The organism is Novosphingobium guangzhouense (genome assembly GCF_002896965.1).
Lineage (GTDB): Bacteria > Pseudomonadota > Alphaproteobacteria > Sphingomonadales > Sphingomonadaceae > Novosphingobium > Novosphingobium guangzhouense.
This window is the reverse complement of sequence record NZ_LYMM01000026.1, coordinates 47,764-63,451: the sequence shown is the minus strand read 5'-3', so window position 1 is coordinate 63,451 and position 15,688 is coordinate 47,764. Positions and strand designations below refer to the sequence as shown.

Genomic DNA, 15,688 nt, shown 5'->3' with positions numbered 1-15,688 from the left:
TTGTGAGCGCTCTGCAGCTGCGTCGCGGGGAGGTGCCTGGAATGCGTCACCACTCGTATTCCGGCAGCTCGTCGATCTGCGGACCATCGCAGTCCCACATGATCCATGCGCAGTTTTCGCGCTTGGCGACGTGGATGGCCGAACGGATCTCGGCGGGGACGCCCTTGGCCTCGGTTATGCCGACGTCATCGCAGACGTGCATGAACCAGCCATAGTCGTCCTTGTCGAAGCAGGTCCAGGGACAGTGCGGCATCCAGTTTGCAGCCGTCGCGGGGCTCATATGCCTCGTGCTGAGGGCGAGCATTCTGGCGATCTCGAGCGGAGGCGGGACGTGGACGGCCTGGGCGAGAGCGACAGGAGTAACGACCGAGGCCCCCTCCCCAGCTTCGTTGGTGATGACGATCGGGGGAACAGCGAAATCGGCCTCGTCCAGATAAGCGTTCACCGCAGCGAGACTGCCGAGCGCCTCGATCTTCGCGCGATCGACGTATGGGGTGCCGTCTTCGCTGCAGGGATAAATGACCGGATCGCCCGTTCCGGTGAAGACGACCTTCTCCGGGCCCCACTGCCCGGTGAAACCGTAGGAGGAGCGCACGAACGGCACACCATGCGCCTCGCAGATCGGCTCCAGTTCCTTGAAGGTGCCGTTGGCGACTTCGTGCGCATAGAGGCGCAAGGGCTGGCCTTCGGTCAGGTCGCTGTCGTTGAAAGGCTCGCCGTCCCAATCGGTGGACAGAGCCTCGGCCGCGATCGCGACCGTGAGGCTCTTCCAGAGGGCGTGACTGATGGTGCCGCCGATCGTGATCGACGCGGAAACACGGTCTACCATGTCCGGGCCCTCAGCGCAGTTCTTCGAGGACATCCGCGCAAAGCTGCGCATCCTCGCGGGCAAGCCGTTCGACGCGCGGCATGTCGCCCATGTCGATGACCTCGTAATCGTCCGACATGAACGACCATTCGGCGGGATCGAACTCGTCGTGCCAGCACCAGGTTCCGTCAGGCCAGAGGACGATTTCATGACCTGCGTTCGGGTTCGGGGCGGCAGTCGGCTGAGTTTCAGGGCACATGCTGCATCTCCTGCTGGCGCGGATAATCCTTGCCTTCGCCTTCACCCCTCCCCCTTTCCTTTCGCGGCCTCGGGCAGATTCAGGATGTCAGCGAGGGTCGGGGGTTGTGGCCAGCGAGGGCGACGGCCGAAGACCAGGCCCTGTTTTCCGGCATATTTGTGAAGGGCACCCGTTTCGCGGCCGAGCGCTGCGGCAAGGTCGGCGAGGCTGATGCCACGCTCATGCGCGATCCGCAGCGCGGCCAGATGATCAGGCGTCCAGCGCTGGCGTCCTTCGTGTACGAGGCCAATGATGTTCGCGCGCGTGAAGATGGCTGCGCGGGTGCGGCCCATCTGGCGCGCCAGTTCGGGCGTCGGGATCTTGCCGTAGTCGCGGCGAAGCCATGCTTCGTCGGCCTCGGACCAGTCAGGACCAAGGCGCCAGCCTTTGGACCGGGCATGGGTGCCGCGAAGGTTCAGATATTCCGCGCGCCAGCGGATCGAGAAGACCGATCGGCCAAGCAGGTTGCGCAAGGGTGTCAGGCTGGCGTTGTCGCGGTAGGCTTTGATGAGAAGTTCATCCTCCTCGGGCATCCAGACGCGGCCCCAGCCCTTCCCCTGCCCGGTTCGCTGCATAAGCGCCTGAAGCGACGACTTGGTGCGGGTGGCGAAGCCTTCCGTGCCAAGAATTGTGCCGATCTGGGTGTAGGTATGACCGGCTTGGACGAGTTCGATGGCGCGCTCGATCTCGGCGTTGGTCCAGCCCTTGGGGGTGCTGGCGTGCTTGATGCCCAGCTTGCCGGCACGGCTGTAGACGCCGGCATGGGGTCTGCCGATGATGAGCGCGACCTGTGCTGTCGGAATATCGGCCGCAAAGCCGGCGCGCAGCTGCGCATCTTCCCATGGCGTCCATGCCGGTGCTGCCTCTTCGCTGAGGCCAAGGAAGGCGGCGCGGGTATAGACCGCACCGCAGGAGCGGCCGAGACGTGCGGCGATCGTGGCAGCAGGCTCCTGCCCGTAAGTCTGGATCAGTTCGTGATCTTCAAGCTCGCCCCACGGCCGCGTTGAATGGCGGCGCAGGCCAAGGGTGCAAACCTTGTCCCTGACACCTTGCAAGCCGCGGCCCAGGGCCTGGGAGATTTCTGGAAGTGGGGTGTCGTCGTTGAACAGCTGGCGCAGGGTGCGAACCTCCTGCGGGGTCCAGCTGTCGGGCCGATACACCATTTCGGCCAGCGGCGCCGATGGCGTGGGTACTGGTGCTGCGAGCGGCACCAGTTCGACGATGATGGGGGCGGTGTCGTCGGTCATGACAGGCCGACCACATGGACATCGCTGAGACGGGCGCGCAGGCGCGTATGGAGGCGCGCCATGCGGTCATCGGCGCGTGGCATGGTATCGACGGCTGAGAGCGCTGAGAGGACGTCCAGCGCCTGATCCACGGCCTCGCGCGTGATGCAAAGATGCTTGGCCAGTTCATTGGCGGTCGTGGCGTTGGGAGAAATGCTCTTCAAGGCCAGGCAGACTGCCGCTGCCGTTGGCGCGATCGGATCGAGCAGGAAGGCGTCGAGGGCGCGGCTGCCGCGCGCCTTCAGATTGTCGTCGCGTCGGCTTGGTGTTTCGCGAAGATGTTCGAGGTCGAGCAGCTTCTGGGCCTCGGCATGATCGAGGTCGGCCGCGCCGTGCAAGTCTGGGGTGGCGCCGAGATGTTCGGTGATGGTCTGGTCGATCTTGGCGAGCAGGGGTGTGCGGGTGAGCGCGGGGCCGAAGGCGTAGAACTCGCCGGCGCTCAGGGTGCGCAGCTTTTCGGCCTCGCTGCGGCTGAATCCCAGAATGTCGGCCGCGCGCAGGATGTCACGGTCGAAGACGTTGATGCCGATGAGGAAGTTCTGAAGCTCGGAGACGACGGAGCTGGAGAGCTTGGCGAGGCGCTGGGTCGCGATGATGGGTGCGATCCCGCGTTTGCGGCCTCGGGCGCACAAGTCGGTGAGCGTGGCGACGCCAAGGCGGCGAGTTTCCGCGTCCTGCGCAGAACCAGCCTGATGGGGCGCGAGCAGGTGTCCTTCGTCGATCGCGACAAGGACGGTGTGTTTCCAGTCCTCACGCGGCGCGCCGACAAGGCCGGCGAAGAAGGCCGATGCCTTGATGATGCGCTGTTCGGGATCGAGGTCGGTGAGATCCAGATGCAGGGCAATGCGGTGATGCCTCGCGCGGGTCGCAGCGGCGGTCAGGCCATCGGCGGCGATTTCAGCGGCCTTGATCGTGGTGGCGCCGATATGCGCGGCAAGATTGCCGAACTCGCCCTCGGGATCGACGATCATGGTCTGCACATAGTCGAAGGCTTCTTCGACTATGCGGCGCATGGTCTGGCTCTTGCCAGCACCGGACCCGCCCTGGACCAGCATGCGACCGGCAAGGACGCGGGCTAGATCCAGTTCGAGGGGGCCATTGCAGGTTTTGCCGATGGGAACCGCGCAGCGCGGGGGCGCTGGCGGTCCCGGAAGTTTCACGACGTTGGACATGGGGCGGCTCCTTTCGGGTTGCTCGCCTGTCCCCTTCCCCCTTCCCTCAAGTGAGCATCGGCGTCTCGATCAGCCTGCGGCCTCGGGCTGTAGGGTGAACTCGGAGGCAGCATAGGCCCGCCAGAGGTGCCCCTCGGCCTCGATCTGGTTTTCGAAGGTGCGGATCGAATTTCCGATGGTGACGATGAGGCCCTTTTCCTCATCCAGTTCGATATGGCCGGGCTCGTAGACGCGACCAGGCCGGATGTATGGGTCATTGTCGCCCATTTCGCAGCCTGCGGCCGAAAGGTCTGGTACGGTGAGCCCGCTGCAGCGCCAGAGGTCGAAGCGCTCGCCTTCGGCGCTGGAGGTAATGTAGCGCTCTCTGGCGATCGCCCAAGCCGCGTTGACGTGATCGAGGTCATCGCCAATGCCGGTGATCGCTCCTCGGGCGATCAGCTGCTCGCCGCGATAGGTCAGCCACACGGCCAGCATGACCATGTTGGCATCAAGGAAGTCATGTGACGCGCAGCATCCCGGCGTGATCGTCTGGTTGTTGATCCGCATGGTCTGCCATTCGTCAGGCGTCATTTCATGGGCGAGCGCCTTGGCGAATGCGCAGGCAAGGGCCTCGCGGTTGGCATGCTCCATGGCCTTGGCGTAATCCTCGCCGGTGTAGATGGCCTCAAGCTCGTCTTCGGCATTGCGGCGGTAGAGCCCAAAGCGCGGCTCGCTCGCAATTTCGCGCAGCGCGGCTTCGGGATAGTCGATCCACATTTCGACGGGCTCGCCCATCGGCCCGGTGCAGACTTCGAAGCTGGGCTTGGTGTCGTTGCGCCAGCTCTTGTCCGTCCAGTCTCCCGGAATGGGCGGCATGCAGGCAATCGGATAGTCGGGGAATTGCAGAGCCCACCGCGTTTCGACTTCCTGCGTTGTGTAGCCGAAGGCGAGCGATACATACCCGGCCTTGGGCTTCAGAGCGTTCACCGACGCGATCAGCTTGCGGTCGCCATCGGCGCTCGAAAGAAGTTCTGCGCGAACATGCGGCCAGGTGGCTTCGTCGACGGTGATGTTGAGAAAGCCGTTCCACTCGCTGTCGTTCGTGTAGCCGGGGAAGATCGGGCCTTCCCCGAAGCTCCACGAAACCTCGCGGCGTCCCCCAACGGTGCGCGCCTTCGCGCGCGGCGACGGCTTGGCCTCGTTTCCGGCCTTGTCGAGCATGAGCACGAGAATGGAGGGGCGATCGGCTTCATCGAGCGGGCGGGAGTCGAGGATATGGCGTCCGCCGCGTCCGATGCCGAAGGCGTTGAAGGTCGGCGAATGCCCGCCGTTGGCGTTCGGGATGGACGTGCCGGCATCGTGGTACTGGATGTCGACAAACCCGGCAGGGCTGCGTTCCCTATCGGGCAGGAAACAGAAGGTGACGCGGCGACCGTCGCTCGTTCTGGCGGTGATGGTGTATTCGCCATCGGGGACGTCGATCGGCTTGTGCGGCACGTCGTTGAAGCCGGCGAAGCCGAGCGCAACGGCTTCGGCCTGGGACATGATGGGATGCTCTGTGGAAGCGGTCATGACAGTATCCTTTCGCGATGGGTCAGGCGCTGCGGCGCTGGTCGATGAGGTCGGCAAAGCGGTCCCGCACGGCGCGGGCTGTCGGGAAGCGGTTGGCGAGCTGGTGGCGTGCGAGGATCGGCGCGCGGGCCCTGGCTATGGCCGCGGCCTCGGAGAGGGTCGGCAAGCGCGGTGGCCAGCCTTTCACGTAGCGCAGGCCCTTGGGCATCGCGCCCTCGGCCTCGCGCCGCTGGTGGGCGTCGATCTTGGCGGCCGCGATGCGGATCTGCAGGTCGCGTGGGAGAAGATCGGGAGCCGTATCGGCAAGCCAGCGTGCGGGCTGAAACGAGAAGGTGGACTGCGCCTCAAGACCGCATAGGTGGATCAGCGCATCGCGGTTCGCAGGAGCGCTGGCTGAAGCGCGGGCATCGGCGATCGACTGCAGGACGCAGAACCGGCAGGAAAGCCGCGAACTGGAGTAGCAGGTATAGGCTTCGTGGAGCGGGATACCGAGATGGGCATGGGCCGCGAAGACTTCGGCCGTCGTCCATTCGACGATGGGATGCCAGAGCATCATGCGCGTGCCATGGGCATTGTCTGCACTGGCGTAGCGCGTGTCGGCTTTCCATTCGGGCGTCTTCGATCGCGCGGTGCTTTCGTCGCGGCGGATGCCGAGCACGTTGATGATGGTTTCGCCGCGCAGGGTGCGCGCCAGGTGCGGGCCGATCACATGGGCCTTGGCCTCGGAGGTACAGAAGCGCAGCGAGGCCGAAGACCACGGCCCGATCAGGTTGTAGGTTTCAAGGGCTTCGTAGCGGCGCTTGCCGTTTTCGAAGCGCTGCGCCCAGCGGTCGAAGAGGTCGCCGGCATTACGGCGCACGACGCAGAGCGGAAGATCCGCAAGTGCTGCGAGCCGTTCCACCATGGCGGGCGTGCTTTCCCATTCGGCGCGGCCGAGGTCGGCATGGATGACAAGGCGGCGGTTTCTGGGGTGGCCGAGCTGATCGAGCACGATCGAGACGGCGAACATGGCGGCGGAGGAATCTTTGCCCCCCGAGACGTTGAAGACGATCCAGGCCCCGGCCTTGATCGCGGCGCGGATCTCGGCAGGCAGGGCGAGCGAAGGCAGTCCTGCCGGCGTGGCGCCGGCAGGCTGCAGATGCTGGTGCAGCATGGGGTCAGTGCGTGTTCAGATGGGCGGTGATCGCGGCTTCCTCGACGACGGGAAGCCTGCTGGCCATGTCACGCGCGATCGCTTCGCGATAGGCGACTGCCATCCACACCTCGCGCGGGTGTCCTCGATATTCCTTCCCGGCCAGCTCGATCTTGTCGCCATACTGCTCGATGCGCTGACCGTTGTAGCAGACCAGGATTTCCCATTGGGTATGGCTGAAGCGCTTCTGCTCGATGGAGACGAGCGCCGGATCGAATAGCGGCTTGGGGGTTTCGGAGGGACCGGCGCCGGTGCCGAGTACGCGCCCGATGATCCCGGTCGTGCTGTGAAAATCGATTCCGGCATCGGTGATGATGACGCAGCCTCCGCCGAACTCGTCGGGCCGCAGGGCATCGCAGGTATGGGCCCAGGAGAAGGCGCAAGGGAGCGCGGACTTGCAGGCGGCGAAAATCAGGTTCGCCACCTGATCGACGCCAAACTGGTTGCCGCTGAAGCTGACTTTGCACTGCCCCTCGGCATCGGGTTCGCTGATGACGATGCTGCAGTCGAACGTCGGGAAGTCGGGATCGTCGAAGAGGTCGAGAAAGCTCCCGAAATCGTCATCGTCCTTGGGCGGGAAGAGTGCGGCGAAGCGCGGCCCAAGGTCGGCGTATGCGAGGTCGCGCCCGGTATCGCTTATACAGGGGTCTTCGACGATCTCGCTTGCGCGCTGCGCCAGCCTGACCATTTCGGCATCCTCGGCGGTCATCTCGAGGATGAAGGAGCTGGTGAGGTAGTTATTCGCCATGATGGATCTCCTGCGCTTCAGGCGGCATCGCCGGCGAGACGCGCGCGGGCGGCCTCGGCGAGTTCGGGGAATGCGGCCGAAAGGTTGGTGTGGATGGTCTCGAACGCGGGGATCGCGAAGCGGCCGTTTGCGCCGGGGCGGGTGGTCAGCAGCGCGCCGATCGTCACTTCGTCGAGTTCGGGCCTCGGAATGGTGGCGACATTGCCGTCATATTCGACGGGGCACGCAATCGCGGCTTCGATCCAGGAGCCAAGCCCGTCTTCGACGGCCTCGGCATAGGCGGCGACCGCAGCGTCGTTCTCGTCGTCGATATGCAGGACGAGAGTGCGGTAGGTGCCAAAATCGTGGCGGTTGGGCTTGCTGGTGAGGCGGCAGCCTTCAGGGGGAAGGCCATGGATCGCGATGATGCCGATGCGGTAGGCGTCGATCTCGAAGCGATTGACCCGCTCGAAATCCGGGGTGTGGCCAAGCTGGGCGCAATGGGCGTTCGCAGGCGCTGCGCCAATGTCGATGGTGTAGGACAAGGGAACCTCCGTCGATCCTCCATGGATCGCCTGTCCCTTTCCCCCTCATCTCAAGGGGCTTCAGGCTCGATCGTGAAGTTCCAGCCATGCACATGGAGCATTTCGTTCGCGTCGCGGTCGAAGGCGAGGAAGATGGAATCGAGGTCTGCGCCGGGTTCGATCAGCAATTCGAGCGTATGGTGCGTGCTGTCTGCAAGCACCGCGCGCGTGTAGCCGGCTTCGCGGGCGTCGGCCTCGGTGTGGATCGGCGGCGGCGATGCCTGGATGAAGGGCTTGGCGGCCAGCTGGGCGGGGCCGTCGAAGGTGCCGAGCGTCTTCAGGCGATCGGTTTCCAGCTTCGAGCCAAGATCCTTAGGCAGATCGGCATATTCGGTCGCAATAGCGATTGCGTCTGCAGCGGTGGGAAGCTCTCCGGGGGCACTACCCTTCCAGATGTAGGTTGCTTCCTCACCCTCGATGCGGGGATGGGGCTGCATGACCTGCACGAAAAATGTCGACAGAGGCCGGTCGTATCCGATGGCGACGCTGCTCGCGACGCCCTTCCCGGCGAAATCGTATCGGCTCATGAGGGGATCTCCGGTCAGTTCACCAAGGTAAGCCATTCCGCGTGCCAGGGGCGCGGGAACGGCTTGTAGCGGATGAAGGTGGGGACGAGGGGAAGCCCCATCGCAGCGAGGCTTTCCGCCATGGAAACCCGCTGGAGGGCTTCGGCAAGGTCATCTTCCAGCATGAAGTCCAGCATGGCAGCTTCATGAACCTGTTCACAAGTGAGCATTGTCCAATCCAGCGCATCGAGGAAAGTCTCGCGGCGCTGCACGAACCGTTCGATCCGTGCGGCATCGCTGCGGACCTGATCGACAACCTGTTGGTTGGTGAGCATGGGATGTCTCCCTAAGCGGCGATGGGTTCGCGGTTGATGGTCGCCGTATTCTCGACGGGCGCGGGCGATGGGAGGATGGCATCGAGGCGCAGATCGCGGCGGATGCGGGCGGCAAAGCGGGCACGCCGGACGAAGTCGCGCATGGGGGCAAAGCGCAGTTTCTGACCGGCTGCAGGACCGCGCTTGGCGAAGTATTGCACCTCGTTGCCTTCATGGAGCGGGCCCACGCTGAGCATGATCGAAATGTCATCGCTCGACAGCGCGACGTATCCTGCGATCGCGGGATCGCTGGGCATGGAACTGATGGTGAAGCTGCCTGGGGCGAGGCCGATTTCCAGCGCGAGCGCCTTCATGGCCTTGCGCCCGTCGGCGTGGAATCGCTCCTTGGCTACCCGGTCATGGGCAACGCCGCGCACCGCCAGGGTAAGAAGCGCGGGAAAGCGCTCGATTTCGGCCATACGGCGGCTGCAGGCGAAGCGCAGACTGTCATCATCGCCGCGGTTGGCGGTGACAGTCGCGAAATGGCGCGCGAGCAGCGCGATCGCCGGGTCGTGGTCGGGATCGACGCCAGCAATGCGGCAATCTTCCATGGCCCGATTGATGGCATGAAGCGTTGCGGTGATGGTGGTGAGACTGCTGGGGTCGATCGCCTGCATGTGACGGAACGGGACGTCGTAGGTCATGGTAGGACTCCGGGTCAGACCGAGCGCATTCACGCGCTCGATCTTCCCTTCCCCCTCAACTCAGAGGCTCTGATCTTCAGGCCGCATCAGGAGTCTTCCGAGAACCAGTCGACCTCGGTGATATTACCGCTCGCTTCGAGCGCCTCGATGTCGGCGATCGTCCAGCATTTGCGGTCGGTCATGCTGAGGTTGGCATAGCCGGCATAGAAGCGGCCCTTATGCTCGATGAACTGCATGTAGACGCGCTGCACGACGGGTTCGCTGACGAACCAACCGGGGCTGAAGCGGCTGTAGATCGGTGGTAGGATGCCGAGCATGTGGTCGTAGAAGCGCTGTGTGACGCGCGTGAGTGGAAACTTCGCCATCGTGCGCTCGACCTCGGCCTTCTGGTAGGCGTCGCACGTCATGAGGAAGGCTTCGGGATCTTTCTGGCGATAGTCCGCCAGAGCCTTGGCATGATCGGCGCGTTCCGCGACATAGGTCTGCGGGTATTGGCTGCAGGCGGTCATGATGTAGTGATCGGACATGGGAGATCTCCCTTGCGCGCATAAATTGCGCGCAAACCCCGTTCCCCCTCCATTTTCGCAGCACAGTAATTCAGGGAGTCGTTGGCCGGTAGGCGACCGTCCGAATTAGAGCCGGGGTTCGAGCATGGCAGCCGCTCACGCGGCGTCGGCTGCTGATAAAAAAATGCGCCATTCATCGATAGGGTTTCGAACGGCAGCTTCTACCATAGCCAGAGACCCACCCAGCGTTAAGCCGTCTAGTAGCCATGCTGCTGTAACGCTGCGTTACGCGTCGCAAGCACGCTTCGAACACTATCTCCGCTGGGTCAGGCTGTTTCACGATGCCGATGTTGGTCGGACGCGCAGGCCTTGTCGGCGTCAGGCAGTCCTCCCCGTTGGATCTCGGTAAGCCAGCAGCCGCAAGGCATTGATAACCACAAGGAGGGTGGAGCCTTCGTGGACGGCCACCGCAGGCCCAATGCCCAGCCCCAAGATGGTGGCGGGAACCAAGAATGCGACAATGCCCAGACTTACGAAGACATTCTGACGGATGATGCCACGGGTATGGCGGCTCAGGCCGACTGCAAATGGGAGGTGGGCAAGGTCATCAGCCATAAGGGCCACATCAGCCGTTTCGAGCGCAACATCCGATCCCGCAGCGCCCATGGCGATACCGACCGTTGCGCTGGCCATGGCCGGAGCATCGTTAACTCCATCGCCAACCATCGCGACCTTATGCTCTTTGGCCATCTTCTTGATTGCATCGACCTTGTCCTCGGGCATCAGGTTGCCCCAGGCCTCGTCGATGCCGACTTCGGCCCCGATGGCCTCGGCAACCTTCTGGTGATCGCCGGAAATCATGATCATGCGGCTGATGCCCAGATCATGAAGCTGCTTGAGGGCAGCCTTCGCGGCCTCGCGAGGGGTATCCATAAGGCCAATGGCGCCGAGATCGCGAGCGCCCTTGCGCACGACCATGGTCGTGCGGCCATTCTCCCGCAGATCCGCGATCGCCTGTGTCGCGGCCACGCCGAGAGGAGGAATGCCTTCGGTCCCGAACATTTCTGCCTTGCCGATCCAGACCTCCTCACCATCGACCGTCGCTACGACGCCGCGGCCGGTCAGGCTCTTCATTTCCGAGGCGACAAGAAGTGCCGCACCGGCGAGCCTCTCGCGACCGTCCTTGGCGATCGCCTGCGCCAGCGGATGGTCGCTCAGATCCTCCACCGCGACGGCAATGGCGAGAAGCTCCGCTTCGCTGGCACCATCCACGGGCACGACGTCGGTGATGCGAGGCTTGCCCTCGGTGAGCGTGCCAGTCTTGTCGAAGGCGATTGCCTTGAGTGAGCCGAGGTTTTCCAGCGGCGCGCCTCCTTTGACGAGGACGCCGCCGCGCGCGGCGCGGGCGACGCCCGACAGGACGGCACTCGGCGTGGCGATGGCCAGCGCACACGGGCTGGCTGCGACGAGCACGGCCATTGCACGATAGAAGCTGTCGCGGAACGGTTCGTCGATCACGACCCACGCGAACAGCAAGGTCACCGCGAGGATCAGCACTGCGGGAACGAAGACCCGCTCGAACTTGTCAGTGAAGCGCTGCGTGGGCGACTTTTGCGTTTCTGCCTCGCTCACCATCTTCACGACCTTGGCAAGGGCCGTCTCGTTTGACCGCCTTGTCACTTCGATCTCGATGGCACCGCCTCCGTTGATCGTGCCTGCAAAGACCTTGCTGGAGCCGTCGATGGCGTCGGGCTTCGCTCGGGCGGCCTCCAGATCGGTGACGGCCACCTTGTCGACTGGGATGCTCTCGCCGGTGACAGGAGCCTGGTTTATCGCGCTTGTGCCTTTGAGGACAAAGCCGTCCGCGGGAAGGCGTTCATTGGGGCGTACGATGGCGACATCACCGACGACAAGCTCCTCGACCGGTATTTCACTGGTAGTACCCTCGCGGCGTACTGTGGCAGTTTCGGGCGCGAGTTTCCCCAGCGCCTCGATCGCCTTCTTGGCCCGGCCCATCGCGTAATGTTCAAGCGCATGACCAAAACTGAATAGGAAGAGCAGGAGCGCACCTTCTGCCAACTCACCCAGCGCTGCGGCGCCGGCGGCAGCGACCAGCATCAGTGTATCGATCTCGAATTTGCGCAGCCGCAGGTTGTCGATTGCCTCTCGCAAAGTGAAGAAGCCGCCAAGGCCGTACGCCGCAATGTAAAGCGCGGTCGGCACCCAGTTCGGTAGACCGGCAGCAAACCTCTCTAAGAGGTAACCGATCGCCAGCAAAGCACCGCATCCCAGAGCGAAGATCAACTCGGTGTTGGGTCCTAGGAAGTCCGCGTGGCTGTGATCGTGCCCATCACCAGGGCCATGCTTCTCATCTTCTCCGTGGGTGTGGCTGTGTTTGTGATCTCCCGCACCATGGTCGTGTGGTGCATGGTCATCCCTTGCATGCGGCGACGGGGCTGTACCAGGGACAGGCACAACGCCGACCCTGCGCATTGCGGCAAGGATTTCACTCTCCTTTATGGCGAACGCCTGGTACTCGACACTCACAGTGCCAGCGGCGCTGGCTCTGATTTCCAGAACGCCATGAAGCTTCAACGCCTGCTCAACCGTGCGTGCCTTGCGCTCGTGATTGATGCCGGTGACTTCCCAAACCCTGTGGCGAAAGCGTGTGCTGAGCTCGGCACCTGCCGAACGCACCAGTTCGCGCAGACGAGTGACCGATAACGTGTCAGGGTCGAAATGGATGCAAAGTGTCGGCGTTTGAGTGCCGTTGTCAAAGCGAAGGTGCGCCTTTTCGACACCAGCTTTGGCGGACAACGTGGATATTAGCCTTCCGACGCATGCATCTTTGGCGTCGGGTATTTCTGGCAGCAGGACCGGGATTTCCAGCTCGAGCTTATCGGTCATTGAGAAGGCTCCTTTTGTCCGCTTTGATTTCATTGCGCGCGTCTGAGAGAATTTCGAGGCCGCCCATGAAGGCGATGCCTGCGGTGCCGAGGCCCACAAGCAGGTCCGGCCAGTTCGAGCCGAGCCAGAATACCAGCCCGCCTGCTATCAAGATGCCGCCGTTTGATACGAAGTCGTTGAAGCTGAAGGTCGTTGCGGCACGCATGTTGACGTCTGGATTATCCAGACGCTGCAAAAGACGCAGGCACTGATAGTTCACCACACCTGCGACTGCCGCCATAATCATCATCGTTGGACCTATGGGTTCGCTGCCGACAACATAGCGGCGACCGACGTCGATCAGGATTCCTACGGCAAAGACAAGCAGCATAACACCCGATGCGGTTGCAGCGCTCGTTTTCCATTTGCGACCTCTGCTCAGGGCCGCGAGACTGAGTGCATAGACCGCCGTGTCGGAAAGGTTGTCGACGCCGTTCGCTATAAGGGCGCTCGAGTCTCCTATGAAGCCCGTGGCGAAGAAAGCTGCCGAGATGCCGGCATTGAGCAGCAGCACGGTCCACAGCGTCCGGCGTTCCGTAGCGGTCTTGATGTCTTTGGTCATACGAGGATCTCCTCGATGGTCAGCAGCGCTAGGAAACCAACGAAAAACATTGCGCTGGCGAATGAGGTGTCCGGCGTCTCGTGTGCTTCGACGAGCAATTCTTCGGTTACCAAGAATAGCAGTGCCATGACACCGAAGGTCAAAAAGCCGGCAATGTAGAATGGGGGGAGCGTCGCGATCGGAATGGCTGCAAGCGTCCCGACAGGCAACAACAATGCCAACGCACTGACCGTCGCGATTGTACGCAGTCGCCGGGTCGCAGCCGTATTGAGCTTGGCGGTCAGGGTGATGCCGATGAACAGCACTTCGAGGGTCAGGGCGATGGAAAGAAGAATGCCTGCCTTGGAGCCCGTGATGAATGCCAACCCAAGCACGAGGCCATCGAGCAGGATGTCGATGGCGACCGTCGTCAGGAGGATGACTGGGCCTGAAAAGCGAGCTTCTATCGATTTGAGGCCCAGCATGCATGCGACGCCAAGCGCTCCGCCGTATAGCGTGGCTGCAGGGTCAGCTAGATGGGTCACCTGAGGCAGGATCTCTATGGCAGTGGCCGCGAAGATGAGCCCCGCCGCTAAATGCTGCATGGTGCTGGTGAAGTTGGCCGCGGGTCGCTTGAACACCGCCAGAATTGCTCCGGCAACAAGTGCTAGAGTCGGGACGAGAGTGTATTCAAGCGCCTTCATGCCCGTGAATCCAATTGATTGCGCATGTGGAAATGGGGGGCGATGCGTCTCACCAGAGAATCCCGCGATCCGGTTTGAGTGGCTCCGGTCCGGGACGGCCGAGCGCCTGCGATAGGTCGATCTCGATTGTCGTGCTCATCGCGGTCAGGGGGATGTCGTGCACCGAGTTGGCGAAAGGATCGGTAAGGTCATCGCCAATGCTCAAGATTGCCAGGAATACGAGGCTGATGAGCGTTGATCCGATTGGTGTAGCGATACCAAGGGTTTCAACCAGCGCGATCGGCAGCAGCAGGCAGAACAGGCGCGAGAACAGATTCGGGAAGAACTGGAAGCCATTTGGCAGCGGCGTATTTTTGATCCGTTCCATGCCACCTTGGGCATTTGCGATGTCGATCAGGACGCGTTCCGCAACTCCCTGCTGGATGGTGTCGATCCTGCCTGCCGCGAGCGCATCAGCATACAGACCCGAGATGCTTTCCAGGATGACGTTCGCAGGATTGCGGCGCTGCATAGCGGCGTCGGCTATGTCCTCGCCAGCAAGCCGGGAAATGTCGCCTCTGGGATTCTGGCCGCGCAACTGGCAACGCATCGAATGGGCGAACGCCATCTGCCGGGTGATCACGCTCTCTCGAAACGCGAGGTTCGGACCGTTGGGGGTCTTGCTGTAAGTGAGCGTGAGGCGCGTGATGCTCCGTGAAGCATTGATCAGTGCACCCCAAAGCGTGCGCGCCTCCCACCACCGAGCATATGCAGCGTTGGTACGAAAGCCTAGAAACAGAGCAAGAGCCGTGCCGAACAGGGCAGTCGGCAGCGGTGGCTCCTTGATAGGCATGTAGAAATGAAAGGCCGTAACCGCGACATCCCAGATGAACAGCAGGGATAGCGGTTTCGAAACTTCAAGAATGATCTGGCGAAATCGAGGAGTTGTTCCAACGATCATGATGTCACCCGTAAAAATTTTCTTGCATGGGATCGCAATTCATAAATCATTCCCAACCATCGCGGGTGCATGTCCTGGTCACACCAGCTTCCTCAAGAATTAAGTTCTGGTTCCGCACGATGGCCGTGCCGTGTTCGCCGAAGAACTGGAGTCCTTGGGACGGCGCGGTCAGGACCTGAGGAGGAGTGGTTTTCGACGTGCGATATTCCAGTGTCAGTCCGGCGTCCTTGAAATCCACGTAGACCTTGGATCCGTCGCTGCAGCGATATGGGTGCCGACCGACCTCGGCTGACCGGGTCGCGTTATCCATCGAATGGATCTCCTGCTCCGAGGGCGCGCGCTCCCGTTCTTCCTTTGAGCATGCTGTCACGGTGGCTAGCATGGCGAGGGCCAAGGTTGCCGTCCCATACCGGAATGTTGTGCTGCTTTTGTTTTTCATGTTCTTACGTCCTTGAAAAGTCGCCATGGACGCCTCAGGGGATGCGACTGGTTGAGGCGCCCATGGCGGACCCCCACACGGTTTTGCGCGACCAATTCCGTGTGGGGGCCATCTCATCGCGGTTCGAACAGACGCTTCAGTGGGCCGCTTTGAGAATGCGGTTGCGAGCGCCGCCAAGGCAGCCATGATCTGCGTTGCGAGCGCGCTTGCCGGCCTGCGGCAATAAGGCGAGCGATCTTGTCCAGTTCCTCACTCGGAACCCACAGGCCGCGGCAATGAATGCAATGGTTGAACTCCACGCCCTCCTGTTCGAGTTCGACAAGGTCGATCAGGCAAAAGGGGCACAGGATGTCATGGTCGATTGGAGTATCGTTCATGCCTGCGGCTCCTCAACCGATCGGGCTCGACGACAAGGCGGCAATGGCTGGTCGATGGGTATGGCACCTCCTGCCTGAAATTTCTCCATCGGT

19 protein-coding genes are annotated in these 15,688 nt (G+C 62.5%); 1 reads left to right on the top strand and 18 read right to left on the bottom strand.

Annotation, left to right across the window (positions count from 1 at the left end):
* Window positions 1-46: 46 nt before the first annotated feature.
* The 18 genes from A8V01_RS28915 to A8V01_RS29725 all read right to left on the bottom strand — a co-directional run bounded on the left by A8V01_RS28915 (window position 47) and on the right by A8V01_RS29725 (window position 15,517).
* Window positions 47-829 carry a DUF5983 family protein gene (locus A8V01_RS28915; RefSeq protein WP_211294985.1) on the bottom strand — a complete coding sequence of 261 codons (783 nt, stop codon included), beginning with the start codon at window positions 827-829 and terminating at the stop codon, window positions 47-49.
* Between the two features lie 10 nt (window positions 830-839).
* A complete protein-coding gene (locus A8V01_RS07955; protein ID WP_103095392.1) occupies window positions 840-1,067 on the bottom strand; it encodes a hypothetical protein in 228 nt (75 codons plus the stop codon).
* Between the two features lie 41 nt (window positions 1,068-1,108).
* Complete coding sequence (locus A8V01_RS07950) at window positions 1,109-2,353, bottom strand: hypothetical protein (protein WP_103095391.1); 1,245 nt, start codon at window positions 2,351-2,353, stop codon at window positions 1,109-1,111.
* On the bottom strand, window positions 2,350-3,564 hold the full coding sequence (locus tag A8V01_RS07945) for a helicase HerA domain-containing protein (protein ID WP_103095390.1): 1,215 nt from the start codon (window positions 3,562-3,564) through the stop codon (window positions 2,350-2,352). The genes A8V01_RS07950 and A8V01_RS07945 overlap by 4 nt, the downstream gene beginning before the upstream one ends.
* Before the next feature lie 69 nt (window positions 3,565-3,633).
* The gene (locus tag A8V01_RS28910; protein WP_211294984.1) at window positions 3,634-5,115 is read right to left on the bottom strand and encodes a hypothetical protein; all 1,482 of its coding nucleotides are present in this window, start codon (window positions 5,113-5,115) and stop codon (window positions 3,634-3,636) included.
* Between the two features lie 22 nt (window positions 5,116-5,137).
* Complete coding sequence (locus A8V01_RS07935) at window positions 5,138-6,268, bottom strand: phosphoadenosine phosphosulfate reductase domain-containing protein (RefSeq protein WP_103095389.1); 1,131 nt, start codon at window positions 6,266-6,268, stop codon at window positions 5,138-5,140.
* Window positions 6,269-6,272: 4 nt separating this feature from the next.
* The gene (locus A8V01_RS07930; protein WP_103095388.1) at window positions 6,273-7,055 is read right to left on the bottom strand and encodes a hypothetical protein; all 783 of its coding nucleotides are present in this window, start codon (window positions 7,053-7,055) and stop codon (window positions 6,273-6,275) included.
* Window positions 7,056-7,072: 17 nt separating this feature from the next.
* Window positions 7,073-7,579, bottom strand: coding sequence for a hypothetical protein (locus tag A8V01_RS07925; protein WP_103095387.1), 507 nt, complete (start codon window positions 7,577-7,579; stop codon window positions 7,073-7,075).
* A gap of 50 nt (window positions 7,580-7,629) precedes the next feature.
* Window positions 7,630-8,181 carry a hypothetical protein gene (locus tag A8V01_RS28905; RefSeq protein WP_211294983.1) on the bottom strand — a complete coding sequence of 184 codons (552 nt, stop codon included), beginning with the start codon at window positions 8,179-8,181 and terminating at the stop codon, window positions 7,630-7,632.
* Window positions 8,160-8,459 (bottom strand): hypothetical protein, encoded by a 300-nt coding sequence (locus A8V01_RS07915; RefSeq protein ID WP_103095386.1) that lies wholly within the window; start codon window positions 8,457-8,459, stop codon window positions 8,160-8,162. The genes A8V01_RS28905 and A8V01_RS07915 overlap by 22 nt, the downstream gene beginning before the upstream one ends.
* An 11-nt stretch (window positions 8,460-8,470) precedes the next feature.
* Window positions 8,471-9,142 (bottom strand): hypothetical protein, encoded by a 672-nt coding sequence (locus A8V01_RS07910; protein WP_211294982.1) that lies wholly within the window; start codon window positions 9,140-9,142, stop codon window positions 8,471-8,473.
* Window positions 9,143-9,228: 86 nt separating this feature from the next.
* Entirely contained in the window at window positions 9,229-9,669 is a 441-nt protein-coding gene (locus A8V01_RS07905) for a hypothetical protein (protein WP_103095385.1), read from the bottom strand.
* A 357-nt stretch (window positions 9,670-10,026) separates the two neighbouring features.
* Window positions 10,027-12,555, bottom strand: a complete 2,529-nt coding sequence (locus A8V01_RS07900) for a heavy metal translocating P-type ATPase (protein WP_103095384.1) — start codon at window positions 12,553-12,555, stop codon at window positions 10,027-10,029.
* Window positions 12,545-13,156 carry a cation efflux transmembrane domain-containing protein gene (locus tag A8V01_RS07895; protein WP_103095383.1) on the bottom strand — a complete coding sequence of 204 codons (612 nt, stop codon included), beginning with the start codon at window positions 13,154-13,156 and terminating at the stop codon, window positions 12,545-12,547. Before A8V01_RS07895 ends, A8V01_RS07900 begins: the two co-directional genes overlap by 11 nt.
* Entirely contained in the window at window positions 13,153-13,839 is a 687-nt protein-coding gene (locus A8V01_RS07890; protein WP_103095382.1) for a ZIP family metal transporter, read from the bottom strand. The genes A8V01_RS07895 and A8V01_RS07890 overlap by 4 nt, the downstream gene beginning before the upstream one ends.
* Window positions 13,840-13,888: 49 nt before the next feature.
* Window positions 13,889-14,779: a bestrophin family protein gene (locus A8V01_RS07885; RefSeq protein ID WP_103095381.1), complete on the bottom strand. Its 891-nt coding sequence runs from the start codon at window positions 14,777-14,779 to the stop codon at window positions 13,889-13,891.
* A 46-nt stretch (window positions 14,780-14,825) separates the two neighbouring features.
* Window positions 14,826-15,245: a hypothetical protein gene (locus A8V01_RS29175; RefSeq protein ID WP_245892379.1), complete on the bottom strand. Its 420-nt coding sequence runs from the start codon at window positions 15,243-15,245 to the stop codon at window positions 14,826-14,828.
* 86 nt (window positions 15,246-15,331) lie between these two features.
* Window positions 15,332-15,517, bottom strand: a complete 186-nt coding sequence (locus tag A8V01_RS29725; protein ID WP_425437288.1) for a zf-TFIIB domain-containing protein — start codon at window positions 15,515-15,517, stop codon at window positions 15,332-15,334.
* On the opposite strand from A8V01_RS29725, the gene A8V01_RS29170 reads away from it, so the two are divergent.
* Window positions 15,494-15,673, top strand: a complete 180-nt coding sequence (locus A8V01_RS29170; RefSeq protein WP_245892378.1) for a hypothetical protein — start codon at window positions 15,494-15,496, stop codon at window positions 15,671-15,673. The two genes, A8V01_RS29725 and A8V01_RS29170, sit on opposite strands and share 24 nt — an antisense overlap.
* Window positions 15,674-15,688: the final 15 nt, after the last annotated feature.